This is a genomic window from Ignavibacteriales bacterium (assembly GCA_016709765.1).
Classification (GTDB): Bacteria; Bacteroidota; Ignavibacteria; order Ignavibacteriales; family Ignavibacteriaceae; genus IGN3.
On the sequence record JADJMD010000012.1, the window covers coordinates 273,960 to 290,734 of the forward strand.

General features: G+C 33.1%; 16 protein-coding genes. 4 read left to right on the forward strand and 12 right to left on the reverse strand.

Annotated elements, in window-relative coordinates; genetic code table 11:
- Window positions 1-22: 22 nt before the first annotated feature.
- The 9 genes from IPJ23_07090 to IPJ23_07130 all read right to left on the reverse strand — a co-directional run bounded on the left by IPJ23_07090 (window position 23) and on the right by IPJ23_07130 (window position 10,437).
- Window positions 23-1,051, reverse strand: a complete 1,029-nt coding sequence (locus IPJ23_07090) for an ATP-binding protein (GenBank protein ID MBK7630449.1) — start codon at window positions 1,049-1,051, stop codon at window positions 23-25.
- Window positions 1,041-1,730 (reverse strand): response regulator transcription factor, encoded by a 690-nt coding sequence (locus tag IPJ23_07095; GenBank protein ID MBK7630450.1) that lies wholly within the window; start codon window positions 1,728-1,730, stop codon window positions 1,041-1,043. Before IPJ23_07095 ends, IPJ23_07090 begins: the two co-directional genes overlap by 11 nt.
- Before the next feature lie 4 nt (window positions 1,731-1,734).
- Window positions 1,735-2,736 carry a Gfo/Idh/MocA family oxidoreductase gene (locus IPJ23_07100; protein MBK7630451.1) on the reverse strand — a complete coding sequence of 334 codons (1,002 nt, stop codon included), beginning with the start codon at window positions 2,734-2,736 and terminating at the stop codon, window positions 1,735-1,737.
- On the reverse strand, window positions 2,736-4,658 hold the full coding sequence (locus tag IPJ23_07105; protein MBK7630452.1) for a 1-deoxy-D-xylulose-5-phosphate synthase: 1,923 nt from the start codon (window positions 4,656-4,658) through the stop codon (window positions 2,736-2,738). Before IPJ23_07105 ends, IPJ23_07100 begins: the two co-directional genes overlap by 1 nt.
- Before the next feature lie 26 nt (window positions 4,659-4,684).
- Window positions 4,685-4,912 carry an exodeoxyribonuclease VII small subunit gene (gene xseB, locus IPJ23_07110; GenBank protein ID MBK7630453.1) on the reverse strand — a complete coding sequence of 76 codons (228 nt, stop codon included), beginning with the start codon at window positions 4,910-4,912 and terminating at the stop codon, window positions 4,685-4,687.
- The gene (locus tag IPJ23_07115; protein ID MBK7630454.1) at window positions 4,909-6,093 is read right to left on the reverse strand and encodes an exodeoxyribonuclease VII large subunit; all 1,185 of its coding nucleotides are present in this window, start codon (window positions 6,091-6,093) and stop codon (window positions 4,909-4,911) included. The genes xseB and IPJ23_07115 overlap by 4 nt, the downstream gene beginning before the upstream one ends.
- A gap of 8 nt (window positions 6,094-6,101) precedes the next feature.
- Window positions 6,102-6,935: a hypothetical protein gene (locus tag IPJ23_07120; GenBank protein ID MBK7630455.1), complete on the reverse strand. Its 834-nt coding sequence runs from the start codon at window positions 6,933-6,935 to the stop codon at window positions 6,102-6,104.
- A gap of 55 nt (window positions 6,936-6,990) precedes the next feature.
- Window positions 6,991-9,522, reverse strand: coding sequence for a TonB-dependent receptor (locus IPJ23_07125; protein MBK7630456.1), 2,532 nt, complete (start codon window positions 9,520-9,522; stop codon window positions 6,991-6,993).
- Window positions 9,523-9,591: 69 nt separating this feature from the next.
- Entirely contained in the window at window positions 9,592-10,437 is an 846-nt protein-coding gene (locus tag IPJ23_07130) for a hypothetical protein (protein MBK7630457.1), read from the reverse strand.
- Between the two features lie 162 nt (window positions 10,438-10,599).
- Here IPJ23_07130 and IPJ23_07135 point away from each other — a divergent pair, with 162 nt between their 5' ends.
- Genes IPJ23_07135 through IPJ23_07150 form a run of 4 tightly spaced genes read left to right on the forward strand, consistent with a single transcriptional unit; the run spans window position 10,600 to window position 13,585 of the window.
- The gene (locus IPJ23_07135) at window positions 10,600-11,166 is read left to right on the forward strand and encodes an NfeD family protein (GenBank protein ID MBK7630458.1); all 567 of its coding nucleotides are present in this window, start codon (window positions 10,600-10,602) and stop codon (window positions 11,164-11,166) included.
- 39 nt (window positions 11,167-11,205) lie between these two features.
- The gene (locus IPJ23_07140; GenBank protein MBK7630459.1) at window positions 11,206-12,714 is read left to right on the forward strand and encodes a flotillin family protein; all 1,509 of its coding nucleotides are present in this window, start codon (window positions 11,206-11,208) and stop codon (window positions 12,712-12,714) included.
- Window positions 12,715-12,730: 16 nt separating this feature from the next.
- The gene (locus IPJ23_07145; protein MBK7630460.1) at window positions 12,731-13,126 is read left to right on the forward strand and encodes a hypothetical protein; all 396 of its coding nucleotides are present in this window, start codon (window positions 12,731-12,733) and stop codon (window positions 13,124-13,126) included.
- A 15-nt stretch (window positions 13,127-13,141) separates the two neighbouring features.
- Window positions 13,142-13,585, forward strand: coding sequence for a DUF1572 family protein (locus IPJ23_07150; GenBank protein ID MBK7630461.1), 444 nt, complete (start codon window positions 13,142-13,144; stop codon window positions 13,583-13,585).
- Between the two features lie 11 nt (window positions 13,586-13,596).
- On the opposite strand, the gene IPJ23_07155 is transcribed toward IPJ23_07150, so the two are convergent.
- The 3 genes from IPJ23_07155 to IPJ23_07165 form a co-directional block, all read right to left on the reverse strand.
- Window positions 13,597-14,730: a PLP-dependent transferase gene (locus IPJ23_07155; protein ID MBK7630462.1), complete on the reverse strand. Its 1,134-nt coding sequence runs from the start codon at window positions 14,728-14,730 to the stop codon at window positions 13,597-13,599.
- Window positions 14,731-14,880: 150 nt separating this feature from the next.
- The gene (locus IPJ23_07160; protein ID MBK7630463.1) at window positions 14,881-15,120 is read right to left on the reverse strand and encodes a GIY-YIG nuclease family protein; all 240 of its coding nucleotides are present in this window, start codon (window positions 15,118-15,120) and stop codon (window positions 14,881-14,883) included.
- Window positions 15,121-15,215: 95 nt separating this feature from the next.
- Window positions 15,216-16,577: a pyridoxal-phosphate dependent enzyme gene (locus tag IPJ23_07165; GenBank protein ID MBK7630464.1), complete on the reverse strand. Its 1,362-nt coding sequence runs from the start codon at window positions 16,575-16,577 to the stop codon at window positions 15,216-15,218.
- Window positions 16,578-16,775 lie beyond the last annotated feature (198 nt).

Below are 16,775 nucleotides of genomic sequence, written 5' to 3' on the forward strand. Positions count from 1 at the left end.
ATTATTTTTTATACAGATTAACTCATTTCTTAAGTTTAAATGAAAAAATACTGCCTTCACTAAGTTTACTTTGTACAATAATCTTTGAATTATGAGCCTCTATGATGTGTTTTACGATTGCCAGACCCAATCCAGTACCGCCAACGGCTCTGGATCTTGCTTTATCAACACGATAAAATCGCTCAAAAACTCTGGTTAAATCTTCTTCAGGTATACCGATTCCTGTATCTTTAATTGAGATATTTACAAGTTTTTTTTCCTCATCAAGCAAAATCTCTACGCTTCCTTCATCAGTATATTTTATTGCATTCTGTAAAAGATTAACAAAAACCTGTTTAAGTTTTTCCTTATCGCCAAAAACCTGCAAGGCTTCTATTGGTGGATTGAAAATCAGATTAATGTTTTTTTCTTCCGCTAGTAGAGAGAATTCAGCAAGAATATTTTTAATAAATAAGTTTATATCAAAATATCTAAAACTCATTCGCATCTCACCGGATTCAATCATAGAAATATCGATGAGGTCATTTAACAAATTGCTAAGATTAACAGTATGCTGATCAGCTTTTTGTAAAAAATGTTTGTTGACTTTTGGATCATCCATCGCACCATTTAAAAGTGTTTCTAGATATCCTTGGATAGAAAAAATAGGTGTACGTAATTCGTGTGATACATTTGCAAGAAACTGACTTCGCATTCTCTGCAATCGTTCCAAATATTCAATATCGCTTTTAGCTTTTTCAAACATCTCCTTAATTTCATTTTCAAGTCCGGAAAGTTGTCTTGATAAAACAATTTCCTCTGAAGATTGAAATTTACTCTGTCTGATTGCCGAAATAATATTCTTGATATCATCAATTTCTTTAATTCTTCTTCTTCCAATTAGATTGAGAATTATAATTCCAACTACTAACAATATTAAAATTAATGGTATACTCAGTGAGAGTTTTTCGATCAGCAAAAAGATGATTATAATAACAAGTATGAGAAAGAGTATAAATTCTCTAAAATAAACTAACGCAGAAGAGATATTGGATTTAATTTCATTCCACACTTTTTAATCTGTATCCTACACCTTTAACTGTTTCAATTAGGTCGGCGTGATTGCCCAATTTTTCTCTTATTTTTCTAATATGTACATCAACAGTTCTATCAACAACATAAACATCCGCACCCCACACTTCTTTTAATAATATTTCTCTGCCAAAAACTCGTCCAGGATTGTTTATCAGAAAATAAAGCACTTCAAATTCTTTTCTTGGAAATACTTTTTTTTCGGCATCAATAAAAACTTCATAAGTTTCTTTGTTGATATTGATTGGGCCATATTTGATTTGTATCGGCTCAGATTTTTTTGAAATGAAGCCTTCTGCTTTTCTAAAATTTGATTTTACGCGAGCAATTAATTTATTTGGTGAAATTGGTTTCTGAATGTAATCACTTGCGCCTAATTCTAATCCTTTAATCTCATCAATCTCACCTGCTTTAGCGGTTAGAAACACGATTGGTACATTTTCAAATTCTTTATTTTGTCTGATGCGTTTGCAAGTTTCAAACCCATCAAGTTTGGGCATCATAATATCAAGAACTATAAGATCCGGTTTTTCAGAAAGTTTTTGTAATGCCTCTTCACCGTTATGTCCAACAATTACTTCAAAATTTTGCTGCTCAAGATTATACTTTAGAAACTCAACTATATCCGGTTCGTCATCAACTAAAAGAATTTTTTTCATTTCTCTATATTTTTATTTCCTGCTTTTTTTCAGCGGAAAGATACATTGCTTCAATTATTTTCATTCGCTGCATCGCTTCTTCTCCGGGAGAAAAAACGGGATTCAAACCTTTTATTGCACCAATAAAACTTTTTAGTTCGTTAAGATAAGACTTTTTAAATAATACAGTAGGATTATCCACCTGAGTTGGTGTTAAATTAATGTAATCATTTTCAACCTTCTTATATAATTTGAAAGGATTTGATGAAAAACTGCCTTTTGTTCCATACACATCTAGAAAAAAATGATCTTTTTCAACTGGAAGCGACCAGCTTACTTCCATATTTATAACAGCAGAGTTATCACATTTTACACAACTGATTGACGTATCTTCTACACTTTTTGTGTAATGATAAAAATTTTGTGAACTTACTGAAGTGATCTTCGGATAATCAAGCAACCATAAAGCTAAATCTAATATATGGATTCCTAAATCAATTATAACACCGCCGCCGGATTCTTCTTTTTTTGTAAACCACTTTTCGCTGCTGCTTTGTTTTCGTATCCATCCACATTTAATATAAAAAGGATCACCAATTTCTTTTGTGTTAATAAAACTTCGCAGCAGCATTGTGTCTGGCCTGTATCGAAGATTCATACCCACCATTAATTTTCTTTTATTCTTTTTTGCAGCATCAACTATTTTTTTTGCTTCAGTGTAAGTTCTTGCAAGTGGCTTTTCAACCAGAACATCTTTGCCAGCATTAAGACAATCGATAGCAATGTCTGTGTGTGTGCTTGTTGGGGTCGCAATGATTACAGCCTCAATATCACTTTTCTCAAGCATATCATTGTAGTTTGTAAATCTCTGTTTAACATTAAATTTATCAGAAATTGTAAGGAGTCTATTTTTATTTACTTCAGCAACCGCGGTCAGTTCAGCATTTGAAACTTTGGTAAGATTTGGAAGATGTACTAACTGAGCCACGCCACCTAATCCGATAACTCCAATTTTAACTTTCTCCATTAGACAGAAACCTCATTATTAATCTTTTTTAAGTGAGTGAATTCTTTAACTCTTTCAACAATTCCATCCGGATCGATTTCGAGAATTTTATGTAATTCTTCTTGTGTACCATGATCAACAAATTTATCTGGTATTCCGATAAATTGTAAATCATTTTTATAATTTTTTGAAATGAAATATTCAGCAACAGCACTGCCAAAACCGCCAGGCAAATTATTCTCTTCCAGCGTAATTATTTTTTTAAACTTTTCTGCAACTATATCTAACATTTCAGTATCAATTGGTTTTGCAAATCGCATATTAATTACTTCACAGCTAATTCCCTGCTGTTTAAGTTTAGTGGCAGCTTTTATTGAATAGTCAACCATCGAACCAAGTGCAAGCAAAGCAACATCACCTCCATCAACTAGTTTCTCTGCTTTACCGATTTCAAGTTTTCTAAAATCTTCTTTTATTTCTACTCCGAGTACTGAGCCTCTTGGATATCTTAATGCAATCGGACCGTTTTTATATTCAACCGCAGTAAAAAGCATATCCCGCAATTCAGCTTCATCTTTAGGAGCCATGATCACCATTCCCGGAATCATACGAAGATATGAAATATCAAAAACTCCGTGATGAGTTGGGCCATCTGCTCCGACCAATCCGGCTCTATCCATAACAAAAACAACGTGCAACTTTTGTAATGCAATATCATGAATTATCTGATCAAACCCGCGTTGCAAGAATGTAGAATAAATTGCAACAACCGGAATGATTCCTTGGGTAGCCATACCTGCCGCAAATGTAATACCGTGTTCTTCTGCAATTCCAACATCAAAATAATTTTTAGGACATGCTTTTTGCAGATAATCTAAACCAGTACCATCCGGCATTGCACCAGTTATACCGATTACTTTAGGATTGTTTTTCACAATCTCAACTAAAGCCTCGCCAAATATTTTTGTGTAGGATGCTGGCCCTCCCGATTTTTTAATAGCTTCACCCGTCAATTTATCAAATGGAGTTGAAGCGTGAAGTCGTTGACTATGTCCTTCAGCAGGCTTGTAACCTTTTCCTTTTTCCGTAATAGCATGAATTAAAATTGGCCCTTTTAATTCTTTTATCTGCTCAAATATTTTTACAAGCTGGTGCATATTGTGTCCGTTAACCGGTCCAAAATATCTAAAACCTAATGCTTCAAATAACATTCCCGGAGTTACAACTGCTTTTATTCCACTTTCAAGGCGTGCTGCAATTCTTCTTAATCTATCGCCAAAGTGATCAAGCTTTCCTGTAAGATCCCAAACCTGTCCTTTAAATTTATTGTATTCAGGATGTGAAATCATTTCCGTAAAGTAATTAGAAATCTGCCAAACATTGGGAGCTATTGACATGTTATTATCATTTAAAACCACAATTATATCAGATTTTAAAACTCCTGAATTATTCATGGCTTCGTAAGCCATACCTCCCGTCATTGCACCATCGCCGATTATTGCGATGACTTTTCGATTCGGTTCATTGTTAAGATCACGAGCAGCAGCCATGCCAAGCGCAGCAGAGATAGAAGTGGTTGCATGACCAGCACCAAAAGAATCATACTCGCTCTCACTTCGTTTAAGAAACCCGCTGATACCGTTTAATCTTCTAATCTTTTTTAAAGCTTCTTTTCTTCCGGTTAAAATTTTATGTGGATATGCTTGATGGCCGGTGTCCCAAACAACCAGATCGTAAGGTGTATTAAAAACTTTGTGGATTGCTACAGTTAGTTCCACTGTTCCTAAACCGCCGCCAAAGTGTCCGCCAATTTCAGAAATAGTATCAACAAGATATTCACGAATATCCTTACAAAGTCCTTTTAACTCCGTAATATCCATCTGTTTAATATCCGACGGATAATTTACTTTGGAAAGGACAGGATATTTTTCAACTTCAGACATTAATCGTCTCCATTTTAAATCAAAGTTTAATCTTCTTCTAAATTATTAATTTCATTTAGATCTTTTTTTAAAACTGTAACTTTTAGTTCAGCTTTTTCCAAAACAGTTAAACATTCTTTGGATAACTTTACACCTTCTTCAAAAAGCTGTATTGAGTCTTCCAACCCGTTTTGACTATTTTCTAAAGCAGTTGTAATTTCTTCAAGGCGCGCTAATTTATCTTCAAAATTATTAGATGATTTTTTCTTACTCATTTTATCTCAATCTCTCCATCATAGAATTTTATAATTGAAGGCTCACCTGTTTTAAAACTAAACTTACGTGCTATAAATTTTGAATTTTGTTTGATAAGTGCAAACCCTTTTTTTAAAGTCTTTTCAATATCATTAGCTTCTATTGATTTTGAAATCAGTTTTATTCTATTTGATAATGTTAAAATTCTTCTTTCAATTTCCTTAACCATTTTATAGGAATTCATATCAACCATTTGAGAATATTTACGAATCTTTTCTAAAGGATATCTGAAAGCGTAAGAAGAAATCTGATCTTCAATTTCAGATCTATAATTTGCTAAAGTTCGCTCAATTATATCACAACTTAATGAATATGAATCTTTTATAAAACTTTTTATTTCCTCAATATCAGGTGTTGCTAATTCCATTGCAACGGAAGGCGTTGGAGCTCGTAAATCAGAAACAAAATCTGCAATAGTAAAATCAACTTCGTGCCCAACTCCGCTTATAATAGGAATTTTGGATTTATAAATAGCTCTTGCAACAATCTCTTCATTAAAAGCCCAAAGATCTTCAATAGATCCTCCACCACGTGCGACAATAATAACATCAATATCGCTGAAAGAATTCAATTTGTGAATACTTTCAGCAATATTTTTTGCAGCGCCTGCGCCCTGAACTTTTGTAGGCACAATTAATAACTGTAACAAAGGAAATCTTCGTTCAGCAACTGAAATCATATCTTTTACAGCAGCACCATCAGAAGCAGTTACTAGGGCAATTTTTTTTGGAAATGTTGGGATTTGTTTTTTGTTTTCTTCATCAAACAAACCTTCTTCAAAAAGTTTTTTCTTTAGTCGTTCAAAAGCTGCTTGAAGTTCACCTACTCCGGAAGGTTTCATCGAACGCACATCAATTTGGTAGCTGCCGCGTGGAGGATAAACCGTAATGCGCCCTGTAACAACTATTTTCATTCCATCTTCGGGAGTAAAGAAAACGTAATTGTTTACCCCTTTCCACATCGTACAATTAATTACAGCGCCTTCATCTTTTAGATTAAAATACCAATGACCAGAGCCGTGTGCTTTGAAGTTAGAGATTTCTCCTTCGATACTAATTTTTTCAAAAGTTGATTCAAGAATAAACTTAATCGATTTAGTAATATCACTTACAGAATATATTTGTTCTATTGCCTCACGCATTTATAAAATCATTCAAGAGTATTTTCAATTTTATTTTTTTGATTTTCTATTTCATTATAGTCTAGTTCAGAACCGAGAACGCTGTGTGGGATAAGATAAACTATAAACATTAAAATTGATGCAAAAATTATCCAGCGTTTTGGATTAACAGATTTTTTCATTGCGACTAAAGCGATTATCCATCCGATTACAGCAATTAAAGTTTTATTATCTGTTAAATCAATTCCGAATGGAACACCTGTCCAGAATTCCCCAAAAGCATATTTCTGCATGATTGGACCAAAGATCATTCCGCCAAGAATCAATAATCCGAAAGTCCAATAAACCAATTTTTTATATTTAGGTTCTTTGTTAAAAAATTCAAGTCCTGTTCTTGTTGAAAATAACATTGCCATAAAAATTAATATAACGTGTGGGATTATTACAAAAATTGGAACATCACCTTTAAATCTGATAACAACTGGTTGATGATTGTTAAGTAAAACTTTATTGGAATCTTTTTCCAAAGTAATTCGGTACATCAATTTACCTGCTGGCGGTTGATGCGGAAGATTACTTGAGAGAAATCCATTTTTAAAAATCATCTCAACGGAACTCCAATCATCATTTGTTTTATATCGTTTCCAATCCATAACTCCCCTAATATTTTCATCATCAGTTTTGATTTTTATTTGATGATCTTTTGCACCACCGTGACTTCTATCTAACGAATACTTTATTGTCTTACCATTAAGGTTCGCTTCACCGGAAAGTGGATAGGTTGGTCCTGTCATTCGTTGATAAGCTGCGGTTAAAACCGTAAGGATAAATGCGATAATCCATAGTAAAATTGATTTTTTCATTCCTGCACAGATAAATTCTTAATAATTTTGTGGAGAAATTTACAAATAAATTCAGCTAAAATTTAACACTTACACCAAAGGTTGGCAGAATTGGAAACATATTATTTTGTTCCCTCCCAAGTGTTAAATCTTTCGTAATAAAATAATCGTAGTTAACAACATTTTTTCTATTGTAAACATTTATAACATCAAGGTAAAACACCCAATCAATATTCCAAAAATCAGTGATAAAATTAAATCTTAAATCAAGCCTATGATATGCAGGTTTGCGGGCATTTAATTTCTTATCTCCAAAATCAACATCATACACTACTTCACCTTCACCATTTGGATCATTAAAACTTTTTCGGGTTGCAATTACGGGAGTTTCGGGAACTCCATCACCATTTTGATCTTGCAAAATTATTCGTGGTTTAATACCAACAGGTTCACTATACGGAAATCCCGAACCAAATTGCCAACGTACTCCAACATTAAACCAGGTATTAAAATCATAATTTAAAACAATGTTAACAGTATGTGTCTGATCAAAGCGGAAAGGTAATTTTATTCCATCTTCAAATCGGTTTGCATAAGCGAGTGCGTAAGAAATCCAACCGCTTAATTTGCTGTTGTTCATAACATTTCTTTTAGATAAGAAAAATTCAAATCCATAAGCCTCACCGTAAGAATTGTTAATTGGAATTTGAGTAAGTGAATCACCACCAATTGGAACAGGTCTTGTCCAGCTAGAAGGATAGAGTGGATTTCTGCCGGGTATAATTTCAGTTACAAATTCTGTCCCATTAACTTTTTTTTGCACAATTAAATCGCTAAAATCTTTATAGTAAGACTCAAAGCGCAAACTCCACTCATTAGTTAACCATCTTTCAATTCCGATAACATAATGAATCGCCTTTTCTGCGTCGAGTGGTTTTGTGTAAACATCAGCCAGATCGAAAAGTACATTTTGATCACGAAGTTTCTCGTAGCCGGGTGATTGATAATAAATACCCCATACACCTCGCAAAGTTGTAATTTCATCTATAGCATAGGAAAAAGAAAGTCTTGGTGCTATGTAACCTTTACCTAGTAAATTGTAAAAATCAAATCTTAAACCTGGATTAATAAAAAGTTTTTCTGATACTTTAAAATTATTTTGTGCATATGCTCTGTAACGATTGTAAATCTTTATATCCTTTAAATCACTTAGCGCCGCACGAAACTGTGGATTAGCTGCAAAGATAGCTTTTAAGTTTGGATCAAGATCAAAAGTGAAATCCATTGTGGTCTTCATAAAATCCACACCGGCACCTGCTTCAAAAACATTTTCATTCCACAAAAAAGTAAACTTATCATCAATAGTAACTTTACGATAATCAAAATCACCATTGAACTTAAAACCCAATAAATAAGGCTTTAACGTATCGGGAATAGCTTCTTTAAAATCATCTCTGTTTAAAGATGGATCTAGAATTTCTGAATTGAAATCAGTTGTACCGTTATTTTTGTACCAAGAAACTATGAGTTTGTTTAAGTAATTTTTTGTTGGAGCAAAATGCCATGCCGCTGAAACAATATCATTTCTTGAAATGTTGTAAACACCAATGCTATCTGGAGTGTTGCGTTCTTTACCACTTACAACATCAACACCGTCACGAGATAAAATTCCGTTAATTAAAATTTTGTGACCATTAAAGGGACCGAAGACAAGTTTGGTTTGAAAATCATAAAAGTTTGGAAACGATGTATTATCATCAACCAAGCCTGCGCTTTTTACAAATGGTTCAATAATAAGATCATAATAAGTTCTGCGTGAGTTAACTAACCAACTTCCTTTAATATTAAAAGGGTTTTTTCCTTCAAGCACAATATTTGCATCAACAATTGAAGTATTGATATTTCCTTTAAGATATTTTGTATTATCCCCCTCACGATTTGTTACATCTAAAACCGCGGATAATCTATCACCATACTTTGCAGGAAATCCACCGGACATTAAATTTACATCAGAAACGGCATCCGGATTAAACATACTTACAACACCATAAAGTCTGTATGGATTAAACACTTCCACATCATCCATAATTATTAAGTTCTGATCGGGCCCACTGCCACGCACAACAAGCTGTGATGAAAAATCATTCGGAGCTAAAACTCCGGGCAATGATTGAAGTGTGCGTAACACATCTTCCGCAGCGCCTGGCAATATTTTTGCGTTTCTAGGATTTAGATCGATTACACTCGTTCGTGTGTCATTTTGCTGTTGAACTTTCATTCCCGTTACTTGAACAGATTCTATTTCAATTACAGCCTCACTTAATGTTACATTAAGTTCAGTCGTTTTATTTGTATGAATTATTACATCAACAACTTTTGTTAGATGGCCGATTGCACTAAATCTTACTTCGTGTTCACCTGCAGGAATACCTGTTATTTTGTAATTACCGTTTTCATCGGCACCCGCACCAAGATTTGTGTTCAGGATAAATACATTTACAGACGGCAAAGCACCGTTTTTATCAGTCACTTTTCCAGACAAACTTCCTGTTTGAGCAGATAGAGTAAAGTTAATTAGTATAAAAATTGTTAACGCGAATAATTTCATAGATTTATTTTGTTTCTTATGTAAACATAAGAAAGTGGTAAAACATTCCATTTGACTTAAATCAATGCGTTATAAATAAAGAGAGAAGAAGCGGGTATAAAGTCCTAAATTTATTTCGTGAAAGTTTGAGTTTGAATCACCGGGTTTAAAGTTATAGCGGTAACGTGTGTAAAATGTAAATGTATCCAGCAAGGTAAACCATCCTAAAGAAACTTCAGGCGCAAATCCATTTTGACCGGAAAAATTTGTGTATGCTGAAACTCCTGTAGAAATATATTCTATATAGTCGATTGGAAATATTTTTTTGTATCCGAGTCGAGTAAAATTTTTATTCTCAGCATCAAATATGAAAGTATATTCAAATGAAAGATAGCTTGATGGATAATTACCTTTTTTTGCTCTGAAGGAAATAATTGGAATTTCTTTTGTGAGGCTATAATAATGATTTCCGTCATTGATGGTATATCCCGGCATAGGCAAAACAAAAACAGAACCTGCAAATAAACACAACGTCCAAATACTTGAACCTTCACTAACCATTGGCTCAAAAGGTAAATCAAATTCAAACTCTTCTGAAATATTTTTATTACCCATTGAATCGATTGCTTCAATTACAAAGTTTACATTTTTATCTGAGAATTTTAAGGAGCTAATATCTATTTTAGCTGAGTGAGCTTCATTCAATCCACTGGAAACAAGGTATTCATATTGTCCATCAATAATTACATTACTTAAACATACTTCGCTGGTATAGAATGATAAGATAAAAATGTATGGCGGTTCCTGCTTTACATAAGCATCAATCAAATAAACTTCTATTCCACTAGAATCAATTTCAGTTTCAAACTCTTCTTGTGACAAAATTAAAGGCGAAATAAAAATTAGTAGTGCTAATAATAAAAACAATTTTTTCATCGATTATAAATTATTGTTAAAGTTGAAACAAAGTTAGTAAAAGGATTTGATTTATATAAACTTAAAATATTTCTTGTGCTAGTATAGATTTTGTAATAATAAATTCTAAAGTTGTATATGTAAATAATCAAATTTGTTGTTTTATTTAATTGATGGGTTAATATGGAATTTTTAGAATCCTTGAATCCCCTCTTAAAAACCTTTTGGTTTATAGCTATCCCAACTAGCATTATTTTTTTAATTCAAAGTGTAATGACGTTTACCGGAATGGATTCCTCTGAAGGAATTCAAGCGGATTTTGATAGTAATCTTGATAGCGGTGATGCTCCATTCCAGTTATTCTCTTTCAGAAATTTAATAAATTTTTTATTAGGCTTCAGCTGGTCCGGAATTGCATTCTTTGAAACTATCTCCAACAAAGTATTTCTATTTATTGCTGCAATAGCTGTTGGAAGTCTTTTTGTTTTATTATTCTTTCTAATAATAAAACAATTGATGAGGCTTGCGGAGGATAATACTTTTAACATAAATAAATCGATTAATAAAACCGCAGAAGTTTATATAAATATTCCAGGTGAGAAAAAGGGTAAGGGTAAAGTTCAAATTAGCGTTGATGGATCTGTACATGAAATTGATGCAGTAACTGAAGGTGAAAAAATTTCTTCAGGAACTATTGTTAAAATTGTACGGATTGAAAACAATAATTTATTAGTTGTAGAAAAATTATAATCAACTCATTTTTATAAAATCATTCTTAGAAGTAGTAAAATGATAAATCCATTAATTCTTATCGTTGTAGCAGTAATAGTTGTTTTTGTTACTATCTCGGCACTTGTATCAAGGTATAAAAGATGTCCCTCTGATAAAATACTTGTTGTATATGGTAAAACTGGAGGAACTTCAGCTAAATGTATTCATGGCGGCGGTGCATTTATCTGGCCGGTTGTACAGGATTATGCTTACCTTGATTTAAAACCTATATCCATTGAAGCTAATCTTACAAATGCTCTAAGTCGACAAAATATTCGTGTTGATGTTCCCTGCCGATTCACGATTGCAATATCAACTGAACCTGATACTATGGGAAATGCGGCAGAAAGATTGTTGGGATTAAAACCTGATCAAATACAAGAGTTATCAAAAGATATTTTGTTCGGACAATTACGTTTGGTAATTGCAACAATGACGATTGAAGAAATAAATTCTGATCGTGATAAATTCCTTGAAGCGATTTCTAAAAACGTAGATACCGAGTTAAAGAAAATCGGTTTAAAACTTATAAATGTAAACGTAACTGATATTAAAGATGAATCAGGTTACATTGAAGCGTTAGGAAAAGAAGCTGCAGCAAAAGCAATAAACGAAGCAAAAATAAGTGTAGCTGAACAAGAAAAAATTGGTGAAACCGGTAAAGCCGCTGCTGATAGAGAGCGAGATACACAAATTGCTGAAACACACAGAGATAGGGATGTTAAAATTGCTAACACTCAAAAAGATAGAGAAGTAAGCATTGCTGTTGCGGGTAAAGATGAATCGATTGGAAAAGCAGAAGCTGATAAAGAGACAAGGGTTAAAACCGCAGAAGCTAATGCTATTGCAGTTAAAGGGGAAAATGAATCAAAAGTTGAAATTGCAAATTCTGAATCAGCAAGAAGACAGAGAGAAGCAGAAGCGCTTAAACTTGCAATCTCATCCGAAAAAGTACAACAGGCAATGGCTTTGCAAGAATCTTATGTCGCTGAACAAAAAGCTGAAACCGCAAGATCTGAAAGAGAAAGATCTACACAGGTTGCTAACGTTATAATACCAGCAGAAATTGCTAAACAGCGAGCCATAATAGAAGCCCAAGCAGAAGCAGAGAAAATTAGATTGAAAGCTAAAGGAGAGGCAGATGCAATTTTTGTAAAGATGGAAGCAGAAGCTAAAGGTTTATTCGAAATTCTAACCAAGCAGGCTGATGGCTATGGCCAAGTAGTAAAAGCTGCTGGTGGTGATTCTACAAATGCTTTCCAATTGCTATTACTTGAAAAATTACCTGAATTAGTTAAAACTCAAGTAGAAGCAATTAAGAATCTTAAAATTGATAAAATTACTGTTTGGGATTCTGGGATTGGAACAGAAAATAATGGCAACACAACCACTGCAAATTTTGTTTCTGGATTAATGAAATCAGTACCTCCGTTAAATGATCTGTTTAATATGGCAGGTTTAAACTTACCTTCTTATCTTAAAGGTGATGAGAACAAAAAAGATGATTCTAAAAGTGATAAAAAATAATTTAGGTTAATGTTAAATGAAAAAAATTTTAAAGATTGGTTTACCAGTTTTAATTATAATTCTTGCTCTTCTTTTCTGGTGGCGATACTATTTTGTTTTTGGTGAAGGCGTAAAAGCCGGCAACTTAAATTTTGTCGTCAAGAAAGGTTACGTCTTCAAAACTTGGGAAGGAAGAATTATCCAGGAAGGATTTAAAACACCAAATCCAAATCAGATGCAAAGTAATGAATTTGATTTTAGCATTTTGGATGACCAGGTTGCGCAAGTGCTCGAAAGATACAGCGGTAAATTTGTTGAACTTCGTTATAAAGAATATTTAAATGCAGTTCCCTGGCGCGGCAATAGTAATTATATTGTTACAGAAATTTTGCAAGTTGAAGATGCAGTTAATCATAAAACTTTACCATATTAAAGGAGGTGTTAAAAAATGTTAAAAGAATCACTCTTAGAAATTTTTGAGAGAGATCTTAATAAGTTGAAGGATGAGATCAGTTTATACAAAGATGAAACCACTTTATGGATCGCGCAAAAAGAAATTAACAATTCAGCAGGTAATTTATGTTTACACTTACTTGGTAACCTCAACCATTTTATTGGAGCTGTACTCGGCAAGACTGGTTACGTAAGAGATCGCGAAAATGAATTCACAACAAAAAATATATCCGCAAAAGTCTTAATAAACTATATTGATAATGCTATTGAAATTGTTAAACATGTTTTAGAAAGTTTATCCACAGAAGATTTTGATAAGGATTATCCTCAACAAAAGCACAGCAAAATAGTTAAAACAGATTTTATGCTGTTACACTTATTAGCTCATTTTAATTACCATCTTGGACAAATAAATTATCATAGAAGATTAATCGGATAGTTAAATTAATTTTATTTCAAAGCTTGTTCAACATCGGCTATTAAATCTTCTAGATCCTCTATCCCAACTGAAAAACGAACCAGGCTTTCTGTTAATCCCATTTTATCTCTTTCTTCTTTCGGAACTGCTGCGTGAGTCATTGATGCAGGATGCGAAATTAAACTTTCAACTCCACCTAAACTTTCTGCGAGTGTAAAAATCTTAACATTGTTTAAAACTTTTTTTGCAGTTTTTATATCGCCAAAATCTGCAGAAACCATTCCGCCAAATCCCCTCATCTGCTTCTTGGCTAATTCATGCTGTGGGTGATTTTTTAATCCTGGATAAATTACTTTTTTAGCGTAACCGGATTTGCTTAAGAATTTTGCGAAAGCATTTGCATTAATTTCGTGTTGTTTCATTCTAACTGCCAATGTCTTTGTTGATCGAAGCACAAGCCAGCAATCAAATGGAGATGGAACTCCGCCAGCAGCATTTTGTATGTAACGAATTCTTTCGTGAATCTTGTCATCATTTGTAACTAGTATTCCTCCAATTATATCGCTGTGCCCATTTAAATATTTTGTGGTGCTGTGAAGTACGATATCAATACCAAATGTTAAAGGATTTTGAAAATACGGACTCATAAAAGTGTTATCACAAACGGTAATTAATTTATTTTTCCTTGCAATTTTTGCAACACCTTTTAAATCTGTTAAGTTCAACATTGGATTAGTTGGAGTTTCAACATAAATCATTTTTGTATTGGGACGAATAGCCGTCTCGATATTTTTCGAATCAGAAGTATCAACCCAGGAAAAATCAATTCCGTAGTTTTTCATATTTAATTCATAAAGTCTGTAAGTACCGCCGTAAACATTGTTTGATATAACTATATGATCCCCCGCTTTAACTAAACTCATGATAGCGTGAGTGGCGGCTAAACCTGATGCAAAGGCAATTCCATACTTCCCTTTTTCGAGTGTTGCAATATTTTTTTCAAGAGCTTGTCTTGTTAAGTTATGAGTTCTTGCATATTCATAGCCTGTACTTTTACCAAGCTCATGCTGTGCATAAGTTGATGTTTGATAAATCGGAGTTATAACAGCACCAGTTGTTGGATCAGGAATTTGTCCTGAGTGAATTGCATCTGTTGAAAAGCCCATGGTTTTTTACCTTAATTTAATTTGATCATCAGTATTCATTTAGTTTATACTGAAAAATATTTTTTAAAATGTCACACTGAGCCTGTCGAAGTGTGACTGTTATTATTTCTTTCTTGTTTTAGATAGTTTTACCAATGCTTCAAAGTTTTGCTAAACTAGTGCTTCTTTTTTATCTCTGCGCCATCCTTTAATCTGTTTCTCAGAGCGAATAGCATCACTAACATTATTAAATCTATTCGAATAAACTAATTCTAAAGGTAATCTTTTAGAGGTATATCCTTTAATCAAACCAGAATTATGTTCCGCTATTCGTTTTTCTAAATTTGAAGTTACACCAGTATAATAACTACCATCTGAACATCTAACGATATAAACAAAATAATCTTTCATTAGTTTATTGGTCATCCTTCGACTAGCTCAGGATGACATCAGAAATCTATCATATTGTTGCAGAGAACAAATGTCGAATTGTTCCTGCAACATAATTATTGTTGTAAATTTATCAAATCGTATCTTGTAATGATATCGGTTATTAAACCAAAATCACTTACAAGAATCGCAGAATTATTTCTTAAATATTTTTTTACTTCTTCTAGTTCTGTTTTTGCTTCAAGAATTGGAAGTGATTCTTCCATTACTTCTTTGATTGTTGCATTATAAACTAATGGATTATCAACTAACTTTGTCAATAAAACATTTTCTCTGATGCACCCGATGGATTGCCTTCCCTCCATTACAGGAATTTGTGAATAACCAGTTTTACTTATCAAGTTTAATACATCCTTTACAAAATCAGTATCTTTAATCGATACAATTTCTTCTACACCTTTTTGCTTTTTAATATCTGATAAATCACGCAAGGTTCTAACTTCAGGCTCAAGCATTCTGTTTTGCTTCAACCATTCCGCGTTGTGGACTTTAGATAAATACCTTTCACCTGTATCACAAACAATAAAAACTATCACATCATTTTCATTACATTCTTTTGCAACTTCTAATGCAACGTGAACAATTGTACCTGTACTTCCGCCGCAAAAAATTCCTTCTTCTTTTGTTAATCTGCGTGCTGCTGAAAACGATTCTTTATCACTTATGTTTATAATTTTATCAATGTACTGAAAGTGAACATTTGCAGGCAAACAATCCTGTCCAATTCCTTCAACAAGATAAGGCGTTCCTTTAATTAACTCACCTTTTTCTTTATAATGTTTAAAGATCGAACCGAGTGGATCTGCAGCAATAACTTTTATATTTGGACTTTTTTCTTTCAAATATCTGCCCGTCCCGCTTATCGTTCCGCCTGTACCGATGCTGGAAATAAAATGTGTAATCTTTCCATCTGTCTGATCCCATATTTCCGGTCCGGTTGTATGATAATGTATTTCCGGATTTGATGGATTAGAATATTGATAAGCAAAAAATGAATTTGGAATTTCTTTGTTTAAACGCTTTGCAACATTCACATAATATTCCGGATGATCAGGATCAACTGAATTGGAGACAACTATAACCTCTGAACCTAGTGCTTTTAAATAATTAATTTTTTCATCGCTTACTTTATCCGTTACAACAAAAATTGATTTATAACCTTTAACAGCTGCGGAAAGTGCAAGTCCAATTCCTGTGTTTCCGCTCGTTGCTTCGATTATAGTTCCCCCAGGTTTTAACTCGCCACATTTTTCTGCATCCAAAACCATTGCATAGCCAATACGGTCCTTAACACTGCCGCCTGGATTTGCAGATTCTAACTTTGCAAATATCTGTGGTTTTAATCCTTTATTAATTCTGTTAAGCTTAATTAAAGGAGTATTACCTATCTGGTCGAGAATGTTGTTTTTATATTTCAATTATTCGCTCTTAGTTTGGATTAGATGGTACTATTTTAAAGAAATGATTTGAATGATGAAAGAGGATTATTGTAACTAGTGATATGTATGACACTAAAGAGTTTAATATTAGTTGGACTAATAACACTTATTATTATCTTTTAAAATTTCGATGATTTATGGAAAAAAGGGAAGTTTTGAAAGGTGAAAAAGAAAAGG

What these genes read in the sequence shown, in the direction of transcription:
- IPJ23_07095 (MBK7630450.1), bottom strand. Translation starts at nt 1,730, where the DNA reads ATGAAAAAAATTCTTTTAGTTGATGACGAACCGGATATAGTTGAGTTT.
- IPJ23_07100 (MBK7630451.1), bottom strand. Translation starts at nt 2,736, where the DNA reads ATGGAGAAAGTTAAAATTGGAGTTATCGGATTAGGTGGCGTGGCTCAG.
- IPJ23_07105 (MBK7630452.1), bottom strand. Translation starts at nt 4,658, where the DNA reads ATGTCTGAAGTTGAAAAATATCCTGTCCTTTCCAAAGTAAATTATCCG.
- xseB (MBK7630453.1), bottom strand. Translation starts at nt 4,912, where the DNA reads ATGAGTAAGAAAAAATCATCTAATAATTTTGAAGATAAATTAGCGCGC.
- IPJ23_07115 (MBK7630454.1), bottom strand. Translation starts at nt 6,093, where the DNA reads ATGCGTGAGGCAATAGAACAAATATATTCTGTAAGTGATATTACTAAA.
- IPJ23_07120 (MBK7630455.1), bottom strand. Translation starts at nt 6,935, where the DNA reads ATGAAAAAATCAATTTTACTATGGATTATCGCATTTATCCTTACGGTT.
- IPJ23_07125 (MBK7630456.1), bottom strand. Translation starts at nt 9,522, where the DNA reads ATGAAATTATTCGCGTTAACAATTTTTATACTAATTAACTTTACTCTA.
- IPJ23_07130 (MBK7630457.1), bottom strand. Translation starts at nt 10,437, where the DNA reads ATGAAAAAATTGTTTTTATTATTAGCACTACTAATTTTTATTTCGCCT.
- IPJ23_07135 (MBK7630458.1), top strand. Translation starts at nt 10,600, where the DNA reads ATGGAATTTTTAGAATCCTTGAATCCCCTCTTAAAAACCTTTTGGTTT.
- IPJ23_07140 (MBK7630459.1), top strand. Translation starts at nt 11,206, where the DNA reads ATGATAAATCCATTAATTCTTATCGTTGTAGCAGTAATAGTTGTTTTT.
- IPJ23_07145 (MBK7630460.1), top strand. Translation starts at nt 12,731, where the DNA reads ATGAAAAAAATTTTAAAGATTGGTTTACCAGTTTTAATTATAATTCTT.
- IPJ23_07150 (MBK7630461.1), top strand. Translation starts at nt 13,142, where the DNA reads ATGTTAAAAGAATCACTCTTAGAAATTTTTGAGAGAGATCTTAATAAG.
- IPJ23_07155 (MBK7630462.1), bottom strand. Translation starts at nt 14,730, where the DNA reads ATGGGCTTTTCAACAGATGCAATTCACTCAGGACAAATTCCTGATCCA.
- IPJ23_07160 (MBK7630463.1), bottom strand. Translation starts at nt 15,120, where the DNA reads ATGAAAGATTATTTTGTTTATATCGTTAGATGTTCAGATGGTAGTTAT.